The following is a 17,279-nucleotide window of genomic DNA, read 5'->3' as shown; positions in this document are numbered from 1 at the left end:
CAGGCGGCCGGCCTGCTGGCCGGCCGGGGTGGTTGATGTTCGGTGGCTATTGTTCTAGAGGACCTTTGAGAGAAAGGCCTGTGTGCGTTCGTGTTGCGGGTTGCCCAGGACCTCGGCCGGGGCCCCGCTTTCGACCACGACTCCCTGGTCCATGAAGACAACCTGATCGCTGACCTGGCGGGCAAAGCCGAGTTCGTGCGTCACCACCACCATGGTCATCCCCGCCTCGGCCAGGGACTTCATGACGTCGAGCACCTCGCCCACGAGCTCCGGATCGAGGGCCGATGTTGGTTCGTCGAAGAGCATGAGCCGCGGTTTCATGGCCAGCGCGCGCGCAATCGCGATCCGCTGTTGCTGCCCGCCGGAGAGCTCCTGGGGGTAGGAGTGTCCCCTGTTGCCGAGTCCGACGCGTTCCAGCAGGGTCTGAGCTTCGGCGGTGACTTCGCTCCGGGGCCGGCCCAGGACATGAACGGGCGCTTCCACGATGTTCTCCAGCACGGTCATGTGCGGGAACAGGTTGAAGCGCTGGAACACCATTCCTGCGGTCCGTCGCGAGCGTGCCGTCTGCCGCTCTTTCATTTCGTAGAGCCGTCCGTTGCGCTCGGCGTAGCCGACCAGCTGTTCGTCCACGTACAGGCGTCCGGCGTCGACCTTTTCCAGGTGGTTGATGCACCGCAGGAAGGTCGTCTTTCCGGAACCGGAAGGGCCGATCAGGCAGGTCACCGAGCCGCGTTCGACCCTGAGATCAATGCCCCTGAGGATTTCCGTGGAGCCGAAGCTCTTGCGGACGCCCTGGGCTTCCACCATGGCGGTGTTCATCGTATTGTCCTTGTCTTTGAACGGGTCGTTGATCGGGTCTTTGAACGGAAGTTCCGTCGCGGCGCTGCGTCGAAGCCGCGGCCATAGCGCCGTTCGAGTTTGGTTTGGAAGAAGCTGAGGATGGTTGTCATCAGCAGGTACCAGAGGCTGGCGACGATAAGCAGCGGGATGGTTTGGTAGTTGTTGGAGTAGATGATCTGGGCCGAGTACAGCAGGTCCGAGATCGCCAGGACGCTGACCAGTGCCGTGCCCTTGAGCATGGAAATGACCTGGTTGCCGGTCGGCGGGAGGACCACTCGCATCGCCTGGGGAAGGATGACCCGGCGCATGAGCTGGCTGCCATTCATCCCCAGGCCCCGGGCGGCGTCGTACTGGCCCTTGTCCACCGAGCCGATGCCGCCGCGGATAATCTCGGCCATGTACGCTGCCTCGTTCAGGGAAAGCCCCAGCAGCGCGGCGCCCAGCGGGGTGATGAGCACATTGGCCGATCCCAGGACCAGGGACGGGCCGCCGAGCGGAAGGCCGAAGGCGATCACCGGATACAGGGCGGCAATGTTGTACCAAAAGATCAGCTGCACCAGCAGGGGCGTGCCCCGGAAGAACCAGATGTAGCCCCGGCTGATGGTGCTCACGATCGGGTTGGCCGAGAGCCGCATGACCGCCAGCACCGTGCCCAACGCGATGCCGACACTCATGGACACCACGGTCAGGAGGACGGTCAGCCCGGCCCCGGCGATGACCTGCGGGGCGAAGAGATAGGAGACGACGACGTCCCAGTGGTACCGCCGGTTCACCGCCACGTCCCACGCGGCGCTGAGCGCGACCAGGATGAGGACGACGGCGGACGCCAGCCGGAGCGGGTGCCTGAGCGGCACCACCGGGATGGAGTCGCCCGGCGCCGCCGGCGTGTCCTGGCGGGTGTCCGGGAGGGCGTGTTGTTGCTGCATGATCGTCACCTCCTATTGGGCGAAATTGACGCGGGCGTCGGTGATGGCGCTGGATTCAAGGCCGTACTTCCCGAGGACCTTGAGGTAGGAGTCACTCTTGATGACTTCGGAGAGTGCGGTGGAGACGGATTTCACCAGGCCTGAGTCCTTGGGAATGCCCACACCGACCGGCGTGAAGTCATATTTTGAGGCGATCTCGATCTGGGGATTCTGCGTCGCAGCGAAGTTCAGAATCGGTGAATCCGCCAGCACGGCGTCCAGCCGCCCGCTGGACAGGGCCGAGATGGCCTGCCGCGTGTCCTGGAACTCGCTTCTCTGAATCGTTTCCTTACCGCCCGCGGCGCAGGCTTTGTCGTAGTCGGGGACGTTGACCGTGAGCTGGTAGGACCCGGTCAGGAGGCCGACCTTCTTCCCGCACAGGGCGTGTTGATCGGTGATCCCGTGCGGGTTCCCCTGGGCCACGGCAATGGAGTTGCCCATTTGCATGTAGTCGACGAAGTCCAGGACCTCCATCCGCTTTTCCGTGGGAGTCATGGAGGAGACGGTCATGTCGTACCGGCCCGCGGCCATCCCCGGGATGATGGAGTCGAAATTGGCCACCTGGATCTCCACCTTCACGCCCAGGGCCTGGCCGAGGAGGCGGGCGATGTCCGGGTTGGTCCCGGTCATGTCCTGGGTTCCCTCACGGTAGAACTGTGTCGGCGGCTCGTTGGTGGGAATGGCAACGCGCAGGACCTTCGTGGATTTGATCGGTTCCGGGAGCAACGCGGCCGCGGCATCGTTGACCGCGAGGGCAGGGACCCCGGTGCCGTTCCCGCCGGAGTCGCCCGACGGCGTCGACGGTGTCGACTGTGAGGCGGCGGTGCTTGGCGCGCACGCGGTGGCTGCGAGCAGGAGCGCCGCAATGGCCATGACGGCGGGGATGCCGCGGTGAATGCGCTTCGCGGGAGCGGGTGCTGTGCGGGTTGTCATCAGGGGGTCCTCAGATCGGAGTAGGCCAGCTGGGCCGGGGGATGTTGGGCAGAGGGAATATCGGTGGGAAGAGTGCGGGCGAAAGCCTCGCTGCGGTGGCGGATCAGGTCCCGGCCCTCGTCGCGCAGCTCCTGGATGGTGGACACTCCGAGCAGCATCATGGTGCGCGTCATTTCCGCCGCCAGCAGCTTCAGGACATGGGCAACGCCTGCCTGGCCAGCGGCAGCAAGCCCGTACAGGTAGGGGCGGCCGATCGAGCAGGCGTCGGCGCCGAGGGCAAGGGCCTTGACGACGTCGGAGCCGCGGCGGATGCCGCCGTCGACGATGATTTCAACCCGTCCGGCCGTCGCCTCGACGATTTCGGGCAGTACGTCCAGGGCCGAGGCCATGTGGTCCAGTTGCCTGCCGCCGTGGTTGCTGATCTGGATGGCGTCGATGCCGATCTCGGCTGCCAGGACGGCGTCCCTGGGGTTGACCAGGCCTTTAAGAATGATGGAACCATTCCACCGCTCCCTCAGGTCCCGGATGTCGTCCCAGTCCGTCGGTTCGTAGGATCCCGCCAGGAGCGTCCGCCACATGTCGGGGGTGCTGGAGAGCGGGCCTTCGGGGATTTCCGCGTCCAGGTTCGGGAAGGCGATCGCGTCGTTGGCAAGGAAGCCTAGGGCCCAGCGGGGGTGCAGCGCCCCTTCGATGACGGTTTTGGGCTTGATGGACGGCGGCGCGGTGAACCCGTTGCGGTAGTCGCGTTCCCGGTGGCCGATGGCGCGGCAGTCGACATTGACCACAAGCGCCTCGTACCCGGCGTTCGAGACCCGGTCCAGGACAGCCTGCAGGAGGCCTTTGTCGGCCGTCGGCTCGAGGTTGAACCACCGCCGCAGCCCCGGGGCGGCGGCGCTGACATGCTCCATGGTGGTGGTGCTCAGGTGTGCCAGCCCGTAGGGAACGCCAGCCCCAAAGGCCGCGCGGGCCACCGCCGTTTCGCCGTCAGGGTGGAACAACCTGGTGCCGCCGGTTGGGGACAGTGTCAGCGGCATAGCGACCGCGCCGCCCAGGAGAGTGGAGCTGAGGTCCAGGTGCTCCACCGATCCCCACTTCGGGAGGAAGGCCCAGTCATCAAAGGACACCCGGTTGCGCCGCAGGGAGACCTCGTCCTCCCCGCCGCCCTCGATGTAGTCGAACACGCTGCCGGGAAGGCGCTTGGCGGCCAATTTCCGCATGTCCTCAACGCTGTAGCACCGCCGCTGCAGCCGCTCCGCCACCGTCCGGGCCGGCCCTTGAACTGCAGCCAGTGACTTGATGTCTTTGATTCTCATTTCGCGTCCTTCTGTGTCTTGCGTGGATGTCCTGCGTGGAATCTTCGGTCAACTGCGTCCCTCAATGGTGACGAAGATCTCACCCCGCCTACATGTTGATTCCTCCAAAAGAATCGATTTTGACCTGTGATATCGTCCACACATGGATGCAGGGGAACAGGCCGGTATTGAGCTCGGCCAGAACGCTGCAGCGGTGCGGTTGTCGGACTGCATCCAGCTGATGCAGGCCGATCTGGTGCATGCCAATCCCGCGCCGGACAACCTCGCGCATGCCGTCTCGGACGTGCTCATGTATGACCCGATGGACGAATGGACCAGCATCGAGGACCGGATCATCCTGGCCGTCGGACTCAGGTGTGACTCGCCGGACTTTGACCAGCTGCTGCACCGGGCGTCCAACAGCAACGCGGCCGCAGTGATCGTCAAGGCGCACGGGGCGTCCCTGGACGATCTCCGGTCCGCCGCGGTCCGCCACAGCCTCGCCGTCCTGGTCGCACCGGACAACGCGGATTGGACGCGGCTGGTGGCACTGGCCCGGGCGTCGGTCATGGGTGCGGCCGTGGATTCCGTCTCCGGGGTCCGGCTGGGGGATCTCTACGCCTTCGCCAACGCCGCCGCGTCCATCACCAGCGGCGCAGCAAGCATCGTGGACCCGCTCGGACGCGTGCTTGGCTATTCGACCCTGCCGGGCCAGCCCATCGACGAGTTGCGCCGCGTCACCACGCTCTCCCTGCAGGAGATTACGCCTCCTGCCTTCGACGCGGATTTCAAGATCGTCTATGCGTCCGGGAGTGCGGTGCTGATCCCGGCAGCGGATGATGAGATGGCCCGCCTAGCCCTTGCCGTGAGGGCCGGCGGTGAGCTGCTTGGCTCGATCTGGATTATCGATCCCGGCGAGAGCAAACGGGAAGCTGCCCTGGAGGCGCTCACCAGGATGGCGCCGCTGGCAGGGCTGCACATGCTCCATGCCCGTTCGGCGTCCGATTTTGGCGAACGGCGGAACGGGGACTTGATTCGAACGCTGATGGACGACACCGTCCACGCGTCTTTTGCCGCCGCCCAGCTCGGGCTCGATGCCACCGCGGGGCTCGCGGTCGCGGCTTTTTCGATCAACCGCCCGGAATCCGGGAGCCTGGAGTCGGTGCGTGAAATTCACCGGCTGCTGCACCTTGTCACAACGGTTTGCAACATCCAGTTCAAGACGAGCCACACCGCCCTCATTGGCTCGGTGGTCTACGCCCTTCTGCCCTGCGGGGGACGCAGCCCCAGGGCCGCGCACCGGCGCGTAGCCAGTGAGATCGGGGCGTACGCGCACACAATCAGCTCCTATCCGATCATTGCCGCCGTCGGCGGCATCGCACCCCGGCTGGAGGACCTCCCTCGATCCAGGGCTGAAGCTTTGCAAACGCAGCAATATCTGCTCCACCGGCACACGGCGGTGCCGGCAGAGACTGGGGGCTCTGCCGCCGGGCTTTTCGAGGACCACCGAATCCCGCTGAACCTCTTGAAAGTCGGGTCCTTCATCGACGACAACGGGCTAGCGGATCTCGACGACATCGCCAGGATCCAGGCCCACGACGCCGAGCAGCAGACCGACTATCTGGAGACCCTGCGGGCCTACCTGACGTCGAACGGAAATATCTCCGCGATGGCCGCACGACTCCACGTGCACAACAACACCGTCCGCTACCGGGTGGGACGCCTGGCCAAGGATTTTGACCTCGACCTCGACGACCCGCAGCAGCGGCTCTGGCTCTGGCTGCGCCTGACAACCATGGACCTGGCCCCGGAGGCTGCGCCGACGGCGCCGGAGTAGGTACAGGACACTGCCAGAGCCAAAAAGTCGGGGCAGGCGGGGCCGGTGATCACCGGTCCCGCCTGCCCCGAAGGCTAATTTGGCTCTGCCTACGAGAAGCGCCCCGGCCGGAATGTGGCCAGCATCGGGTGCTTGGCGCCAGTCATGATCTCGCCCGCGAGGAGTTCGCCCGCGATGAGTCCAAGCGTGGCGCCCGAGTGTGTGAAGGCAACGAAGCAGCCGGGCACCTGGCCGAGTTCTCCGAGGACCGGCTCGCCGTCGCCCGGGATGGGCTTGTAGCCGATCTTCCAGGAGGCCGGTTTGAGGTCGGGGTTGCCGGCAAGGAGCTTGGATGCTTCATCGGCGAGCTCCTGGACCACATCATCGGGGATGCTGAAGGAGCCGTCGGCGTGTTCGGTGATGCTCTCCTCGTACCAGTCGTGATCCAGGGCAAGTCTGTTCCCGGGGTTGGGCCGGACGGCGGCCCGCGGGGTGTTCAGCACGGCCTTCAGCCCGTGGTCCACGGGTTTGGTCAGCACCAGCATGGAGACCGGGGAACCGTTGGGGATCTCGACGCCGAGGGGCGCGACGACGGCGGGCGTTGCCGCGCCGCACGCCACCAGTACAGCGTCCGCCCCATAGGTTTCGCCGGCGGCCGTCTCGACGCCGGTGGCCCGGCCGCCGTCGACCGTAACGGACACCTTGCCGGCGTTGAGGACCAGTTCGCCGCCCAGGGCGTCGAATTCCTCCATGAGGAAATCCACGAGATCGGGCAGGCTGACCCAGCCCTCACCGGGGTTGAAGATGGCGTTCTCCGGCACGGCGTCCGGATCGATGCCGGGGGTGGCGGAGGCAATCAGTTCCGGCGCCAGGAGCTTGGAGTCGTAACCGATGGATTTCTCGTAGGCATGGCGGGCTTCGGTGGCGGAGGCTTCTCCGGCGGCGTTCCACATGAGGCCGCCGCCGAACTGCAGCCAGTCCCGGTCCGGGTCGGCGGCAAAGAGGGTGCGGTAGCGGTCTACGCCGGCAACCCGGAGCTGGTGGTACGGGGTGGAGCGTTCCCCGGCGGAATTCAGCCACGACAGTGATCGGCCGCTGGCCTCGCTGGCCAGGCCGCGCTCGGTCAGGAGGACCACAGAGGCGCCGTCGCGGAGCAGGTGGACGGCGGTGGAAACTCCGAGGATGCCGCCGCCGATGATGGCGACGCGTTTGGTTGAGGCGGTGGAGGACATATGAACTCGCTTTCTCAGGAATGGATGGTGCACGCGCGGAGCCGAAATTCAGGCGAGGGCGTGGATTTCTTCGATGATCTTCAGGACGTCCATGGACTGTGAGGCAGTTACCGGTAGCGGGCCCTCGCCACGGAGGGCAGTCGCGAGCTCGGCATAGAACAACGGATAGGCACCGGGAACAGGTGCGATGGGCTGCCGGTCTCCGCTGACACCCAAGGTCCCCCAATGGGTTTGGGGCTCGACGCCGTAGCCCGGGTCCGTGGGCAGCATGCCCGCCGCGAGCGCCTGTTCCTGGCCGTCCAGCCCCCACTTCGTGTAGCCGGCGTCGGAGCCCAGGACGTGGAAGCGCGGACCAACCTGCGCTGCCATCCCGTTCATCCACAGCCGTGACCGGACCCCGGATTCGTGGAGCAGGGACACGAAAGCCTCGGTGTCGGCTCCGTCCGGATCCGGGCCGTGGTTGGCGGTCTCCCCGTAGCTTGCCGCCACCGGGCCAAAGAGCTGGATGGCCTGGTCGATCAGATGGGCACCGAGGTCGTTGAGGATGCCGCCGCCCGCGGCGGCCGCCGCGGTGTCCCGCCAGTTCCCGAAGCCCTCCGGCCGCCACCACTCAAAGCGGGATTCGAAGGTGCGGACCTCACCCAGCGCGCCAGCGCCAATGAGTTCCTGGAGCGTCAGGAAGTCGGCATCCCACCGGCGGTTCTGAAATACCGTGAGCTGCACGCCGGCGTCGGACGCCCGGGACATGAGCTCCCTGCCGTGGGCCGATGACGTCACAAACGGTTTGTCTACCACCACATGGAGGCCGTGGGCGATGGCTGTGGCCGCCAAGTCGAAATGCGTCACCGGCGGCGTACCGAGGACCACGAGGTCCAGGTCACCGGCGTGGGCAAACAGGGCCTCCGGGGTCGGGACGATCCGGGCCGTCGGGTAGAGCTTCGCCGCCGCCGCGACGCGGTCCGGATCCGCCGTGACAATAACGTCCAGCGAGTAGTCGGGATCCGCCGCAATCAGCGGCGTGTGGAAGACCTTGCCCGAGATTCCGAACCCGACGACGGCGGTGCGGATCGGTGCAGCTACGGTGTTTCCCTTCGGGGTCTCCATCAGAGCACTTCCGAGAGGAAGCGCTGGAGGCGTTCGCTTTGGGGGTTGTCGAAGAGGTCGGAGGGCGTGCCGGACTCGACAACTTCGCCTTCGTCCATGAAGACAACTTGGTCGGCGACTTTGCGGGCGAATCCCATCTCGTGGGTGACCACCAGCATGGTCATGCCGCGCCGGCCCAGGCCTGCCATGAGGTTCAGCACGCCCTTGACCAGTTCCGGGTCCAGTGCGCTGGTGGCCTCGTCGAAGAGCATGACCTCCGGTTCCATGGCCAGGGCACGGGCGATCGCCACGCGCTGCTGCTGTCCGCCGGAGAGGTCCCGGGGCCGGTGGTCGGCGCGTTCGGCGAGGCCGACCTCGGCGAGGCGGCGCTGGGCGCGTTCCCTGGCCTCGGCCTTGGGCATCCCCTTGACGCTCCAGAGGGCCAGGGCCACGTTCTCGAGGGCGGTGTGGTCCGGGAAGAGGTTGAAGTGCTGGAACACCATGCCGATGCGGGCGCGCAGGAGGTCCGGTTTGACCTGCAGTGCGCTTTCGCCGGCGAGGAGCACGTCCCCGCTCTTGGGCTCATGCAGACGGTTGACGCCGCGAAGGAGGGTTGACTTGCCGGAGCCGGAGGGCCCGATGATGCAGGTGGTGGTGCCTGGGGCGACGGTCAGGCTGACGTTGCGCAGCACCTCGATGTCGCCGTAGGCCATGGTCAGGTTTTTCAGTTCCAGGCTGGAGCCGTGGAAGGTCTCGATGTCCGGGACTGTGTTGTTGGTGTTGCTGGCGCTGGCGCTTGCGGTGTTGCTTGCGAGGCTCATGTGTTGCTCCCGGTGGTCAGCGGTGAGGCCGCGTCGAGTTCTTTGAGTTCCTTCAGCCCGCTGCTGGGCGCCGCGGGGCGCCGCCGTCCGGTGCGGAAGCGGTTGTCGAAATAGTTGACCAGGTGGGTCAGGGGAACCGTGATCGCCAGGTAGAAGATGCCGGCCATGACCAGGGGCGAGAGGTTGCCGGAGAGGACTGCGGCGTCCTGGCCCACGCGGAAGAGTTCCCGTTCGCTGACCAGCAGGCCCAGGAAGTAGACCAGCGAGGAATCCTTGACGATCGCGATGAACTGGTTCACCAGCGCCGGCAGGACCCGGCGGACACCCTGCGGGACCACCACCAGGGCCATGGACTTGGCGTAACTCATGCCCAGTGCGCGGCAGGCCTCACCCTGGCCTTTGTCGACGCTCTGGATACCGGCGCGGAAGATTTCGCCGATGTAGGCGCTGGCGATCAGGCTCAGGGCGATGATCCCCAAGGGGTAGGGCGAGGGGCCGAAGATCGACTGGCTAATGCGGGCGAAGCCCTGGCCAATCAGCAGGATGGTGAGGATGGCCGGGAGTCCTCGGAATAGGTCTGTGTAGATCCGGGCCGGGACGCGGAGCCATCGCGAAGGGGATATCCCCATCACCGCGACCACCATGCCGAGAGCAACGCCGATAATCGTTGCTGCAATGGAGATGATGAGGGTGTTGAGGAGACCGACTCCCAGAAGCTGGGGCAGGACCTCGGCCATTGCGCCGAGGTCGAAGAAAGTGCGGGTGATGGTGCTTAACCAGTCCATGGTTGCTCTCAGACGTAGGTAGCTTGTGGATCCCGGGCGGGCCGCGCTGTGCGGCCCGCCCGGTCATGTGGCAGTCGGGCCAGGTGCCGGACGTGTGCCTTACGGTGCTTGCGGGGCCGTTTACTTGCTGGGCGTCGGGCTTGCCGTCTGCTCGGCCTTCGGCAGGTACTGCTCGGGCATCGGGGATCCCGGGAACCACTTCTGGTACAGCTTCTTCCAGGTGCCGTCCTCCATGGCTGCGGCCAGGCCCTTGTTGAGGGCATCCTTGAAGGCGGTCTTCCCCTTTGCCACGGCGAAGCCGGCGGGAGCATCGAATGACGGGATGTCCGCGGCGCTGACCAGTCCGTACTGGTCCCGATAGGCCTTCGCGGCCTCGTAATCCAGGAAGTGGGCATCGACGGATCCGCTGTTCACCGCGGAGATTGCGGTGTTGTTGTCCGGGAAGCGCACCAGGTTCGCGGAGGTGAAGTTCTTGACGGCGTAGGCCTCCTGCAATGTTCCCTGCACGACGCCGAGGCGCTTCCCGCCGAGCCCGTCGGCGCTGGAGATGCCCGACGTCGGCTTGGTGATGACGGTCAGGTAGCCGGCCAGGTAGCCGTCGGAGAAGTCGACAGTCTGCTTGCGCTTGTCTGTGATACCGATCGCCGCAACACCGGCGTCGAACTGGCCGTTAGAGACGGCCGCCAGCAGGCCGGAGAAGTCCTGTCCGGTGAAGACGACCTTGTCGACTCCGGCGCGGTGGGCGACGTCTTTGAAGAGTTCGACGTCGAAGCCAGTGAAGTTGCCCTGGGCGTCGGCGAAGGTATAGGGCTTCGAATCACCCAGGCTGGCAACGCGGATGGTGCCGGCCTCAATGAGGCCGTAGGGGTTGTCCGCCGGCGCGGATGAGGCGGACGAGCTGCCACCGCAGCCGGACAGTGCCAGCACCGCGGCAACAGCAGCGGCGATGAGCGCCGCTGGGCGCATTTTGTTTCCTGTGTTCACAGCGTTTCCAATCGTGGGAGTGAGGGGCGGGGCAGGCGGGCAGTGGGCCCCATGATGCGGGACTTTGTCGATGGGTGTCTTGCTGAGTCCGGTCTCAGTCCCTAGGATTGAGACCGGACTCACATCGATTGCTAGAAATGTAATCGAAGCCACATGAGGCGTCAAGGGTCCGCTACGAAAGGCCGTAATGAATAGTGATGCTTCCCGGCGCCGCGACGTCACTGTCGCCGACGTCGCAAAAGCCGCCCAGGTCTCCAAGGCCCAGGCCGCCCGCGCCCTGGGCAACTACGGTGCCGTGAGCGACGACGTGCGTGAGCGGGTGCTGGCTGCCGCCGAAGAACTGGAGTACCGGCCCAACGAGCTCGCCCGGAGCATGAACACGGGGAAATCGCACACCATCGGGGTGGTGGTCGGCGACATCGAAAACCCCCATTTCGGCCTGGCCACACGGGGCATTACGGACACCGCCAAGCGCAGTGGCTTCAACGTCATCCTTATCAACACTGACGAGGACACCGAGGCTGAAATCGACGCCGTCAGGGTGCTCCTCGACAAGCGCGTTGACGGCCTGATCGTGGCGCCGGCGTCCTCCGTGGAAACGCAACATTTACGGCGCGTTCACGAATCCGGCCGTCCACTGGTCCTTCTGGACCGCAAGGCGTCAGGGCTCGACGTCGATACCGTGGCGGTGGACATGGAGGACATCTCCCATGAATCCACCAGCTATTTACTCAAGTCCGGCCACCGGAGGATCGCATTCGTCTCCACGCTCAAGACAGCCGGGCCGTACCACGACGGCATGCAGTTGGACTCGTCCCAGATTTCGGACCGCCGCGACGGCATGAAACGGGCGTTCGATGAGGCGGGACTGGACCTGCCGGACGATCTGATCCGCCTCAACGCCGGCGACGACGAGTCGATCAAGAAGATCATCCGAGAGCTGGTGCAGCGCCCGGACCCGGCGACGGCGATCATCGCCTCCGACGGGTTGATCGGTCTCAGCGTGGTCGAAGCGATCCACGAGCTTGGACTCTCGATTCCGGATGATGTTTCCTTCCTCATGTATGACGACTTCGCCTGGACGCGCCTGACCACTCCCCCGCTCACGGTCATCGCGCAGCCGGTCTATGACATGGGCGTTGCGTCCGCGTCGGCCTTGATCCGGCAGATCGAAGGCCGCAAGGCACCGGCGGCGGCACCTATATTCACGGCCGCGCTGATCCGCCGCGGCTCGGTCTCGGCTCCGCGGGCGGTCCGTGACGACACCTGACACCTACTCCGTCCGCGGCGGTTCCTGGCCCGTAGGGGCTTTGGACACGGGCCCGGGGCGGCCCACCCCGCCTAAAATTGGGCATGGCCGGTTCCGACACATTCGAAGCGGGGCCCACGGAAGCGAGCACAGTTCCGTCATGGAACTGACGGTGGTCGTCCTTGTCACCGGTGCCCTGTTCGCGTGGGCGCTGGTTTCGGTGCGGCTGGAGCAGGCGGACCTGACCGCTCCTATTGTGTTCACCGCACTCGGCGCGGCCCTGGCCTGGTTCGGGCTGGTCGACGGCTCCGCTCCCCCGGCGGTTACCACCCCGATTGTCGAGGTCACCTTGGTCTGGGTGCTCTTCTCCGACGCCGCCCGCCTGCCGCTCCAGCAGTTGCGCCGGGACGTGGGCCGCTATGTGCGGCTGCTGGGAGTCGGTCTGCCCCTGACGATTGTGTTCGGGTGGGCCCTGGCCGCCTGGTTCTTCCCCCACTTCGGGCTGTGGCTGGCCCTCCTGGTAGGTGCGGCGCTGGCCCCTACGGACGCAGCACTCGGGCTCCCCGTGGTGACGAACCCGGCGGTGCCGTCCCGGATCCGCCAGCTAATCACGGTCGAGAGCGGCCTCAACGACGGCATCGCCACCCCGGTGGTCATGCTCGCGATCGCCGGCGCGGCTGCCGCGGCAGGCCTGGAGAGTGCCGAAGGTCCGGGCAGCGCCGCCGTCGAGCTGTTCATCGGCGCAGGTGTCGGCGCGGCGGCCGGCGCCGCCGGCGGATGGCTGCTGCAGCTTGCCCGCCGGCGCGGGACCGCCGCCGAGGACTTCGCCGGCATCGGCGTCCTGGCCCTGAGCCTGCTCGCCTACAGCGCCGCCCTCGCCGTGGGCGGCAACGGATTTGTCGCCGCGTTCTGCGCCGGGCTGGCGTTCGGCACGTGCGCCGGTCAACGGGGGCCGGCTGAACTCGTCTTCGTCGAGCAGATGAGCGGGCTGGTGTCACTGCTCGTGTGGCTGGCCTTCGGTGCCATCACCGTGCCGATCATGCTTGCGCACTCAGTCCCTCTGACCATCGCGTATGCCGTGGTCAGCCTCACGGTGGTGCGCATGCTGCCGGTGGCGCTGGCCTCGATTGGTGCCGGCCTCGACCGGGCCACCGTCCTCTTCGTGGGCTGGTTCGGCCCCCGGGGCCTGGCTTCCCTCGTGTTCGCGCTGCTGGCGCTGGAAGCCCTGGGACCAGTGTCCGATCAGGCTGTGGCCGTCATCGCTGCCACCGTACTGCTCAGCGTCCTGGCCCATGGCTTCAGCGCCGCGCCCTTGGCCGCCCGCTACGGACGGGCCGCCACGGCAGCCGGACCGGAGCCAGGCGGGCCGGTGCCTGTCACACCCGCTCCCGCCCGGGGCCTGAGCCGCAAGCACACGCTCACCCCGCGTCTTTGGCCCAAGCGGGCCCGCCCCTAGGCACGGGACCCGGGCGTCGGCGTCGCCGTTCGCGTCACGCCGCACGGCTGTGATGAGTCTCACGCACGATTTTCGCCATCTGGCTTGAGCCGCCCGCAAGGCGCTGTGCACTATGGAAAGGCAAGGCGGGGAACGAGGTTGCCCGCCGACGCAGCCCTGATGTTCGCTCCGACGCTACGCGTCAGTGAACTTGGGGCACCCATCCTGGTGGACGCAATGAGGCCAAACCGGTGAGCTCAATAGAGCTGCCCAAGGTCTCAGGCGTTCCTGGTTTGGCCCCACGGCGGCTCCGCATCGGTGCGGCAGCCGGACCTCCGGATTCATGAATGGAAGCACTGAACAATGACGTTTGAAACTGCCAACTCTGTAACCCACAAGCTCTGGGACCGCTCCACCATGCACCACGAGCTGGACGCCCTGATCCACGAGCACTCCGAGCGCCACAACACCTCCAAGAGCAACATCGCGGTCCACGCCAGCGGCCCGAACACCTTCACGCTCAGCCTGAACCACGGGGCAGCCAACCTTGAGGCAGTTTCCTCCTAGCACACACAACGACGACGGCGGGAGCCACCTCCCGCCGTCGTCCGTGGTTAACGGCCCCCGCGGTACCGCGTGACGGTGCCCGCGCCGCGCACGGCGGCTTATCCGCTGCATGGTTGGCCGCGCTGGCCGACAGGGTTACACCCAGAAGATCAGGCTCCACCAGGCCGCTTCACGGAGACCGCCGCCGACTAAGCTCTGTCCGGTGTCAGCAGTCCTCCCGGGCGCAGGCATTTCCTCGGCCGCGCGGTGCCGGCCTCAGCGGCTCCGGCGGTTCTTCTGACGCATCGACCGCCGACGATGTTCCCAGTTTGAGGAGAACCTCAGGCCCGTCGAAAGGCAGGGTAGGCGAAGATCCCCAGAGGGTCTGCCGCAGAGCGGATGCTCTGGAGTCGCGGCGCGTGGTCGCCGAAGTAGGCCGATCCTGGGTCAGCGATGCGCGAGTCGAAGTAGTTGAAATAGGCGCTGCTCCCCCAATAGGGTTCCAGAGCGTCCCGCGAGCCCCTGACATAGGCATCGAAAAGGGCCGGATTCACGCCGTCCCCGAACGTGGCGGTGTACTGGACTGTAGCGATTGCGTTCCTGTGACCGAAGCCGGTGGCACCAGCGTCAACGTCGCGAACCGCTCCTCCCAGTGCGTCCAGGGACACACCCGTTTCGGTGGCGCCCGGCAGATTGTGGCCCACCACGCATCGATCGACGAGCCGGGACGCACCGGTCGAATCGAGCAGGTCGTATGGAACGTGGGAAGTGGCGCTGAACGCTTCCCGTTGCAACGAACCGCCCTTATTGGTGGTGCACTGCGCGGCGGGAATGCCGCTGCATCCGGCATAACCGAACATGACATCGAGGTAGGACCTATCCGGCCTGGCACTCTGGACCAGCGGCCGTACACCCGAAATCTCGTGGAGGCGGGCTAGCTGCGCACCGAGACCCGATGCCGGCCCAATCCATGTAGCTGTCAGTTGGATGGTCGGGGCCTTGTGGCGGGCGCCGCTGAGCAGTTTGAGGGTGGACCACAGCCGTCGATCAGCCGTCGGAGCCCAGTTCTGCCAGGCAAGGATGACCGGTATGGCGTCAGAGAAGGACCATTCGAGGAATACAGTGCTGATGGTGGGAGCGGGTACGGTCCTGAAGGTCAGGGATGTCAGTATGCCGACCTGGCCGCCGCCTCCGCGGCAGGCCCAGAAGAGGTCCGTGTTCTCGCGGGCACTTGCCGTGACCTTGTCGCCCCTAGAGGTGACAAGCTCGACAGACACAAGCGCATCCGATGTCAGCCCGTAAGCCCTGGTCAGGACCCCCACTCCCCCGCCCAACGTCAGGCCAGCTACGCCGACGGTCGGACACGACCCGCCGGCGAGGGCCCTGCCCTTCAGGCCCAGGGCCGCGTAGACCGCGATGAGTGAGGCCCCCGCCCCAACTGTCACCGTGCCATCCATATGGACCGTGATTTCCGACAATCCCCGCACATCAACAACTAGCGACGGCGCCAGCCCAGCCGCTCCTGCGTCCCCGGAGGAGTATCCCGAGTAGCTGTGTCCCCCGGCTCGGGTCACTAGTGGCACCGCCTCCTCAGCGGCGAAACGGACAGCCGCGGACACGTCGTCGGACGTGGCGGCCGAGAGAACGGCCAATGGTCGGGCAGCGTCGAAGCGTGGGTTCTCGACCCGCTTCACTTCCTCGTAGGCTCCGGCTCCCGGAAGCTCGAGCCGGCCCGCCACTCGAGACCCGAGCCCCTTCCAGTTTGGCCCGGCGGCGGGCGGGGAAGTCGTCGGGGGAAGTGTTGACGGCGCCGTTGCATTGGTTACAGGTGCCCGAGGAGGTCCCTCACATGCAGCCAACCCCGCCGCAACGAGTCCCACGGTCGCTCCCGTGAGGACTTTCCTTCGGTCGATCATTGACATGGAGAAAGCCTATGCTCACACGGCTTTTTCGGCAGCGATGCAGTCACGCAAGCTGCGCGTGTGTTCCTACCGCGCGCATCGGGGGGACAAGAACTGACCGGCCGCTCCAAGACCTCTTGGACAAGGCAAGCCCCGATCCCCCCGTGAGGCTCCAGTGATAACAACTTCTCCTCGCCGGGAGCGTGGATGCCAGGTTCCTCGAATCCGGGATCGTCGACGGGGATACCAGCCTCCAACCGGCCGACCTCCAGCCCGCCGGTTCGGGGGCCCGTCAGCGAGTCACAAAGCGCCCGCTGGTGTACTTTCTGCCCGCACGACCGACCGTGCGCACACGCGTCGTCGCAGGTCACCCCTCCCCTTGGCAAGAAAAGCCGTGATTTAGCCGCCAGATGGCGGGAGACGTCACATTCTTTCCACATTGGCAGGGCTCAAAACCAAGACGCTCTTAGAACCGGTGCGCTGCAACCCTGGACAGATACATCCGATCAACGTCGGTCAGCGCCCAAGCTGGCCCCCTACCGCAACATGTTCTGAACGCTCGCCCGTATGGCCTGGGGGCTAGCCGCTGTGGCATCGGCGGAGCTGAACTGGACAGGGTTGTCTCCCTGGCATAAATTCGTCTTTGGCAGCGCGCCGTGGCGCGCTGCCAAAGCTTCGGCGGCGGAGCATCCTGGAGATGCAAAAGGTACAAAGGAACAGATATGAGCGCGCATTTTGACCGGTTCCTCGCAGAGGCCTTGACCGATGACCGGGAAACAGACGGCGGGTTGGACCAGGAAGAGCTGTACGGACTGTACACCAGCTGGTGCCTGATAAACCAGAGCCAGCCAGAGCCTGCCGAAGCCCTCTGGGCGGCCCTCGAAGGCCGCCGCATCAAGCCTGAGGACAACACTCTTGCCATGTCCGGTCCCGCCGCGTTGGATTACATCGTGGCCAGTTCCCCCGACCTGGCGTAACTGGCACGACGAAGAGTTGGCGGCGCCTGTGCTTACCGCCTGACGGCCCGGATGGTTTGCAGGGACGGGTCGGCCGGGTCGGGGAGCACCATGCCGGCCTTCAGGCCGGATTCGAGGTAGTCGATGATGGCGGTGTTGATCCCTTCGCCAGGGACGACGACGGGGATCCCAGGCGGGTAGGGGGTGATCTGCTCGGCGGCCGCGCGCCCTACCGCGTTCTTAACCCAACTCCACGGCCAGGATAAGCACGGGACGTAGACTGCCCTGTTATGCTCCTGGCGGCGCAGGTGGTTTCGTTGGGTCAGCAAGGAAAGCACCAAGTCGCCTACCGACATCCTCCGTCGTCCAGAACGAGACCCGTTGCGGACCGTCCGCGGCATCAACGTCCAATTCCACGGTGAACCCAGGCTCGTCGCCTAT

The 17,279-nt window shown here is 66.0% G+C and carries 16 protein-coding genes; 5 read left to right on the top strand and 11 right to left on the bottom strand.

Annotated features, from left to right (window positions below; all coding sequences use genetic code 11):
* Positions 1-54: 54 nt before the first annotated feature.
* From AC1DEM_RS16055 to AC1DEM_RS16040, 4 genes are read right to left on the bottom strand one after another with little or no spacing between them, the layout of a single operon-like run.
* Entirely contained in the window at positions 55-819 is a 765-nt protein-coding gene (locus AC1DEM_RS16055) for an amino acid ABC transporter ATP-binding protein (RefSeq protein WP_476885295.1), read from the bottom strand.
* A complete protein-coding gene (locus AC1DEM_RS16050) occupies positions 816-1,766 on the bottom strand; it encodes an amino acid ABC transporter permease (protein WP_476885294.1) in 951 nt (316 codons plus the stop codon). Before AC1DEM_RS16050 ends, AC1DEM_RS16055 begins: the two co-directional genes overlap by 4 nt.
* A gap of 12 nt (positions 1,767-1,778) precedes the next feature.
* Positions 1,779-2,738: an ABC transporter substrate-binding protein gene (locus tag AC1DEM_RS16045; protein WP_476885293.1), complete on the bottom strand. Its 960-nt coding sequence runs from the start codon at positions 2,736-2,738 to the stop codon at positions 1,779-1,781.
* Positions 2,738-4,051: an alpha-hydroxy acid oxidase gene (locus AC1DEM_RS16040; protein ID WP_476885292.1), complete on the bottom strand. Its 1,314-nt coding sequence runs from the start codon at positions 4,049-4,051 to the stop codon at positions 2,738-2,740. The genes AC1DEM_RS16045 and AC1DEM_RS16040 overlap by 1 nt, the downstream gene beginning before the upstream one ends.
* 142 nt (positions 4,052-4,193) lie before the next feature.
* Here AC1DEM_RS16040 and AC1DEM_RS16035 point away from each other — a divergent pair, with 142 nt between their 5' ends.
* Positions 4,194-5,867, top strand: a complete 1,674-nt coding sequence (locus AC1DEM_RS16035) for a PucR family transcriptional regulator (RefSeq protein ID WP_476885291.1) — start codon at positions 4,194-4,196, stop codon at positions 5,865-5,867.
* A gap of 89 nt (positions 5,868-5,956) precedes the next feature.
* Here the strand turns inward: AC1DEM_RS16035 and AC1DEM_RS16030 are convergent, their stop codons facing one another.
* The 5 genes from AC1DEM_RS16030 to AC1DEM_RS16010 form a co-directional block, all read right to left on the bottom strand.
* Positions 5,957-7,078 carry an NAD(P)/FAD-dependent oxidoreductase gene (locus AC1DEM_RS16030; RefSeq protein WP_476885290.1) on the bottom strand — a complete coding sequence of 374 codons (1,122 nt, stop codon included), beginning with the start codon at positions 7,076-7,078 and terminating at the stop codon, positions 5,957-5,959.
* 48 nt (positions 7,079-7,126) lie between these two features.
* Entirely contained in the window at positions 7,127-8,182 is a 1,056-nt protein-coding gene (locus AC1DEM_RS16025) for a Gfo/Idh/MocA family protein (RefSeq protein WP_476885289.1), read from the bottom strand.
* Complete coding sequence (locus AC1DEM_RS16020) at positions 8,182-8,982, bottom strand: amino acid ABC transporter ATP-binding protein (protein ID WP_476885288.1); 801 nt, start codon at positions 8,980-8,982, stop codon at positions 8,182-8,184. Before AC1DEM_RS16020 ends, AC1DEM_RS16025 begins: the two co-directional genes overlap by 1 nt.
* A complete protein-coding gene (locus AC1DEM_RS16015) occupies positions 8,979-9,767 on the bottom strand; it encodes an amino acid ABC transporter permease (protein ID WP_476885287.1) in 789 nt (262 codons plus the stop codon). The genes AC1DEM_RS16020 and AC1DEM_RS16015 overlap by 4 nt, the downstream gene beginning before the upstream one ends.
* A gap of 120 nt (positions 9,768-9,887) precedes the next feature.
* Positions 9,888-10,733 (bottom strand): ABC transporter substrate-binding protein, encoded by an 846-nt coding sequence (locus tag AC1DEM_RS16010; protein ID WP_476885369.1) that lies wholly within the window; start codon positions 10,731-10,733, stop codon positions 9,888-9,890.
* Positions 10,734-10,938: 205 nt separating this feature from the next.
* Here AC1DEM_RS16010 and AC1DEM_RS16005 point away from each other — a divergent pair, with 205 nt between their 5' ends.
* From AC1DEM_RS16005 to AC1DEM_RS15995, 3 genes are all read left to right on the top strand, one after another.
* A complete protein-coding gene (locus AC1DEM_RS16005) occupies positions 10,939-12,021 on the top strand; it encodes a LacI family DNA-binding transcriptional regulator (protein WP_476885286.1) in 1,083 nt (360 codons plus the stop codon).
* A 139-nt stretch (positions 12,022-12,160) separates the two neighbouring features.
* Complete coding sequence (locus tag AC1DEM_RS16000) at positions 12,161-13,456, top strand: cation:proton antiporter domain-containing protein (RefSeq protein WP_476885285.1); 1,296 nt, start codon at positions 12,161-12,163, stop codon at positions 13,454-13,456.
* 342 nt (positions 13,457-13,798) lie between these two features.
* Positions 13,799-14,002, top strand: coding sequence for a hypothetical protein (locus tag AC1DEM_RS15995; RefSeq protein ID WP_476885284.1), 204 nt, complete (start codon positions 13,799-13,801; stop codon positions 14,000-14,002).
* A gap of 320 nt (positions 14,003-14,322) precedes the next feature.
* On the opposite strand, the gene AC1DEM_RS15990 is transcribed toward AC1DEM_RS15995, so the two are convergent.
* Complete coding sequence (locus tag AC1DEM_RS15990) at positions 14,323-15,897, bottom strand: FAD-binding oxidoreductase (RefSeq protein ID WP_476885368.1); 1,575 nt, start codon at positions 15,895-15,897, stop codon at positions 14,323-14,325.
* 707 nt (positions 15,898-16,604) lie between these two features.
* On the opposite strand from AC1DEM_RS15990, the gene AC1DEM_RS15985 reads away from it, so the two are divergent.
* On the top strand, positions 16,605-16,859 hold the full coding sequence (locus AC1DEM_RS15985) for a hypothetical protein (protein WP_476885283.1): 255 nt from the start codon (positions 16,605-16,607) through the stop codon (positions 16,857-16,859).
* A gap of 32 nt (positions 16,860-16,891) precedes the next feature.
* Here the strand turns inward: AC1DEM_RS15985 and AC1DEM_RS15980 are convergent, their stop codons facing one another.
* Positions 16,892-17,176: an Orn/Lys/Arg family decarboxylase gene (locus AC1DEM_RS15980; protein WP_476885282.1), complete on the bottom strand. Its 285-nt coding sequence runs from the start codon at positions 17,174-17,176 to the stop codon at positions 16,892-16,894.
* Between the last annotated feature and the right edge of the window lie 103 nt (positions 17,177-17,279).

The organism is Arthrobacter sp. 05T420 (assembly GCF_056396305.1).
This window is presented reverse-complemented; position numbering and strand designations above follow the sequence as displayed.

What these genes read in the sequence shown, in the direction of transcription:
- AC1DEM_RS16055 (WP_476885295.1), bottom strand. Translation starts at nt 819, where the DNA reads ATGAACACCGCCATGGTGGAAGCCCAGGGCGTCCGCAAGAGCTTCGGC.
- AC1DEM_RS16050 (WP_476885294.1), bottom strand. Translation starts at nt 1,766, where the DNA reads ATGCAGCAACAACACGCCCTCCCGGACACCCGCCAGGACACGCCGGCG.
- AC1DEM_RS16045 (WP_476885293.1), bottom strand. Translation starts at nt 2,738, where the DNA reads ATGACAACCCGCACAGCACCCGCTCCCGCGAAGCGCATTCACCGCGGC.
- AC1DEM_RS16040 (WP_476885292.1), bottom strand. Translation starts at nt 4,051, where the DNA reads ATGAGAATCAAAGACATCAAGTCACTGGCTGCAGTTCAAGGGCCGGCC.
- AC1DEM_RS16035 (WP_476885291.1), top strand. Translation starts at nt 4,194, where the DNA reads ATGGATGCAGGGGAACAGGCCGGTATTGAGCTCGGCCAGAACGCTGCA.
- AC1DEM_RS16030 (WP_476885290.1), bottom strand. Translation starts at nt 7,078, where the DNA reads ATGTCCTCCACCGCCTCAACCAAACGCGTCGCCATCATCGGCGGCGGC.
- AC1DEM_RS16025 (WP_476885289.1), bottom strand. Translation starts at nt 8,182, where the DNA reads ATGGAGACCCCGAAGGGAAACACCGTAGCTGCACCGATCCGCACCGCC.
- AC1DEM_RS16020 (WP_476885288.1), bottom strand. Translation starts at nt 8,982, where the DNA reads ATGAGCCTCGCAAGCAACACCGCAAGCGCCAGCGCCAGCAACACCAAC.
- AC1DEM_RS16015 (WP_476885287.1), bottom strand. Translation starts at nt 9,767, where the DNA reads ATGGACTGGTTAAGCACCATCACCCGCACTTTCTTCGACCTCGGCGCA.
- AC1DEM_RS16010 (WP_476885369.1), bottom strand. Translation starts at nt 10,733, where the DNA reads ATGCGCCCAGCGGCGCTCATCGCCGCTGCTGTTGCCGCGGTGCTGGCA.
- AC1DEM_RS16005 (WP_476885286.1), top strand. Translation starts at nt 10,939, where the DNA reads ATGAATAGTGATGCTTCCCGGCGCCGCGACGTCACTGTCGCCGACGTC.
- AC1DEM_RS16000 (WP_476885285.1), top strand. Translation starts at nt 12,161, where the DNA reads ATGGAACTGACGGTGGTCGTCCTTGTCACCGGTGCCCTGTTCGCGTGG.
- AC1DEM_RS15995 (WP_476885284.1), top strand. Translation starts at nt 13,799, where the DNA reads ATGACGTTTGAAACTGCCAACTCTGTAACCCACAAGCTCTGGGACCGC.
- AC1DEM_RS15990 (WP_476885368.1), bottom strand. Translation starts at nt 15,897, where the DNA reads ATGATCGACCGAAGGAAAGTCCTCACGGGAGCGACCGTGGGACTCGTT.
- AC1DEM_RS15985 (WP_476885283.1), top strand. Translation starts at nt 16,605, where the DNA reads ATGAGCGCGCATTTTGACCGGTTCCTCGCAGAGGCCTTGACCGATGAC.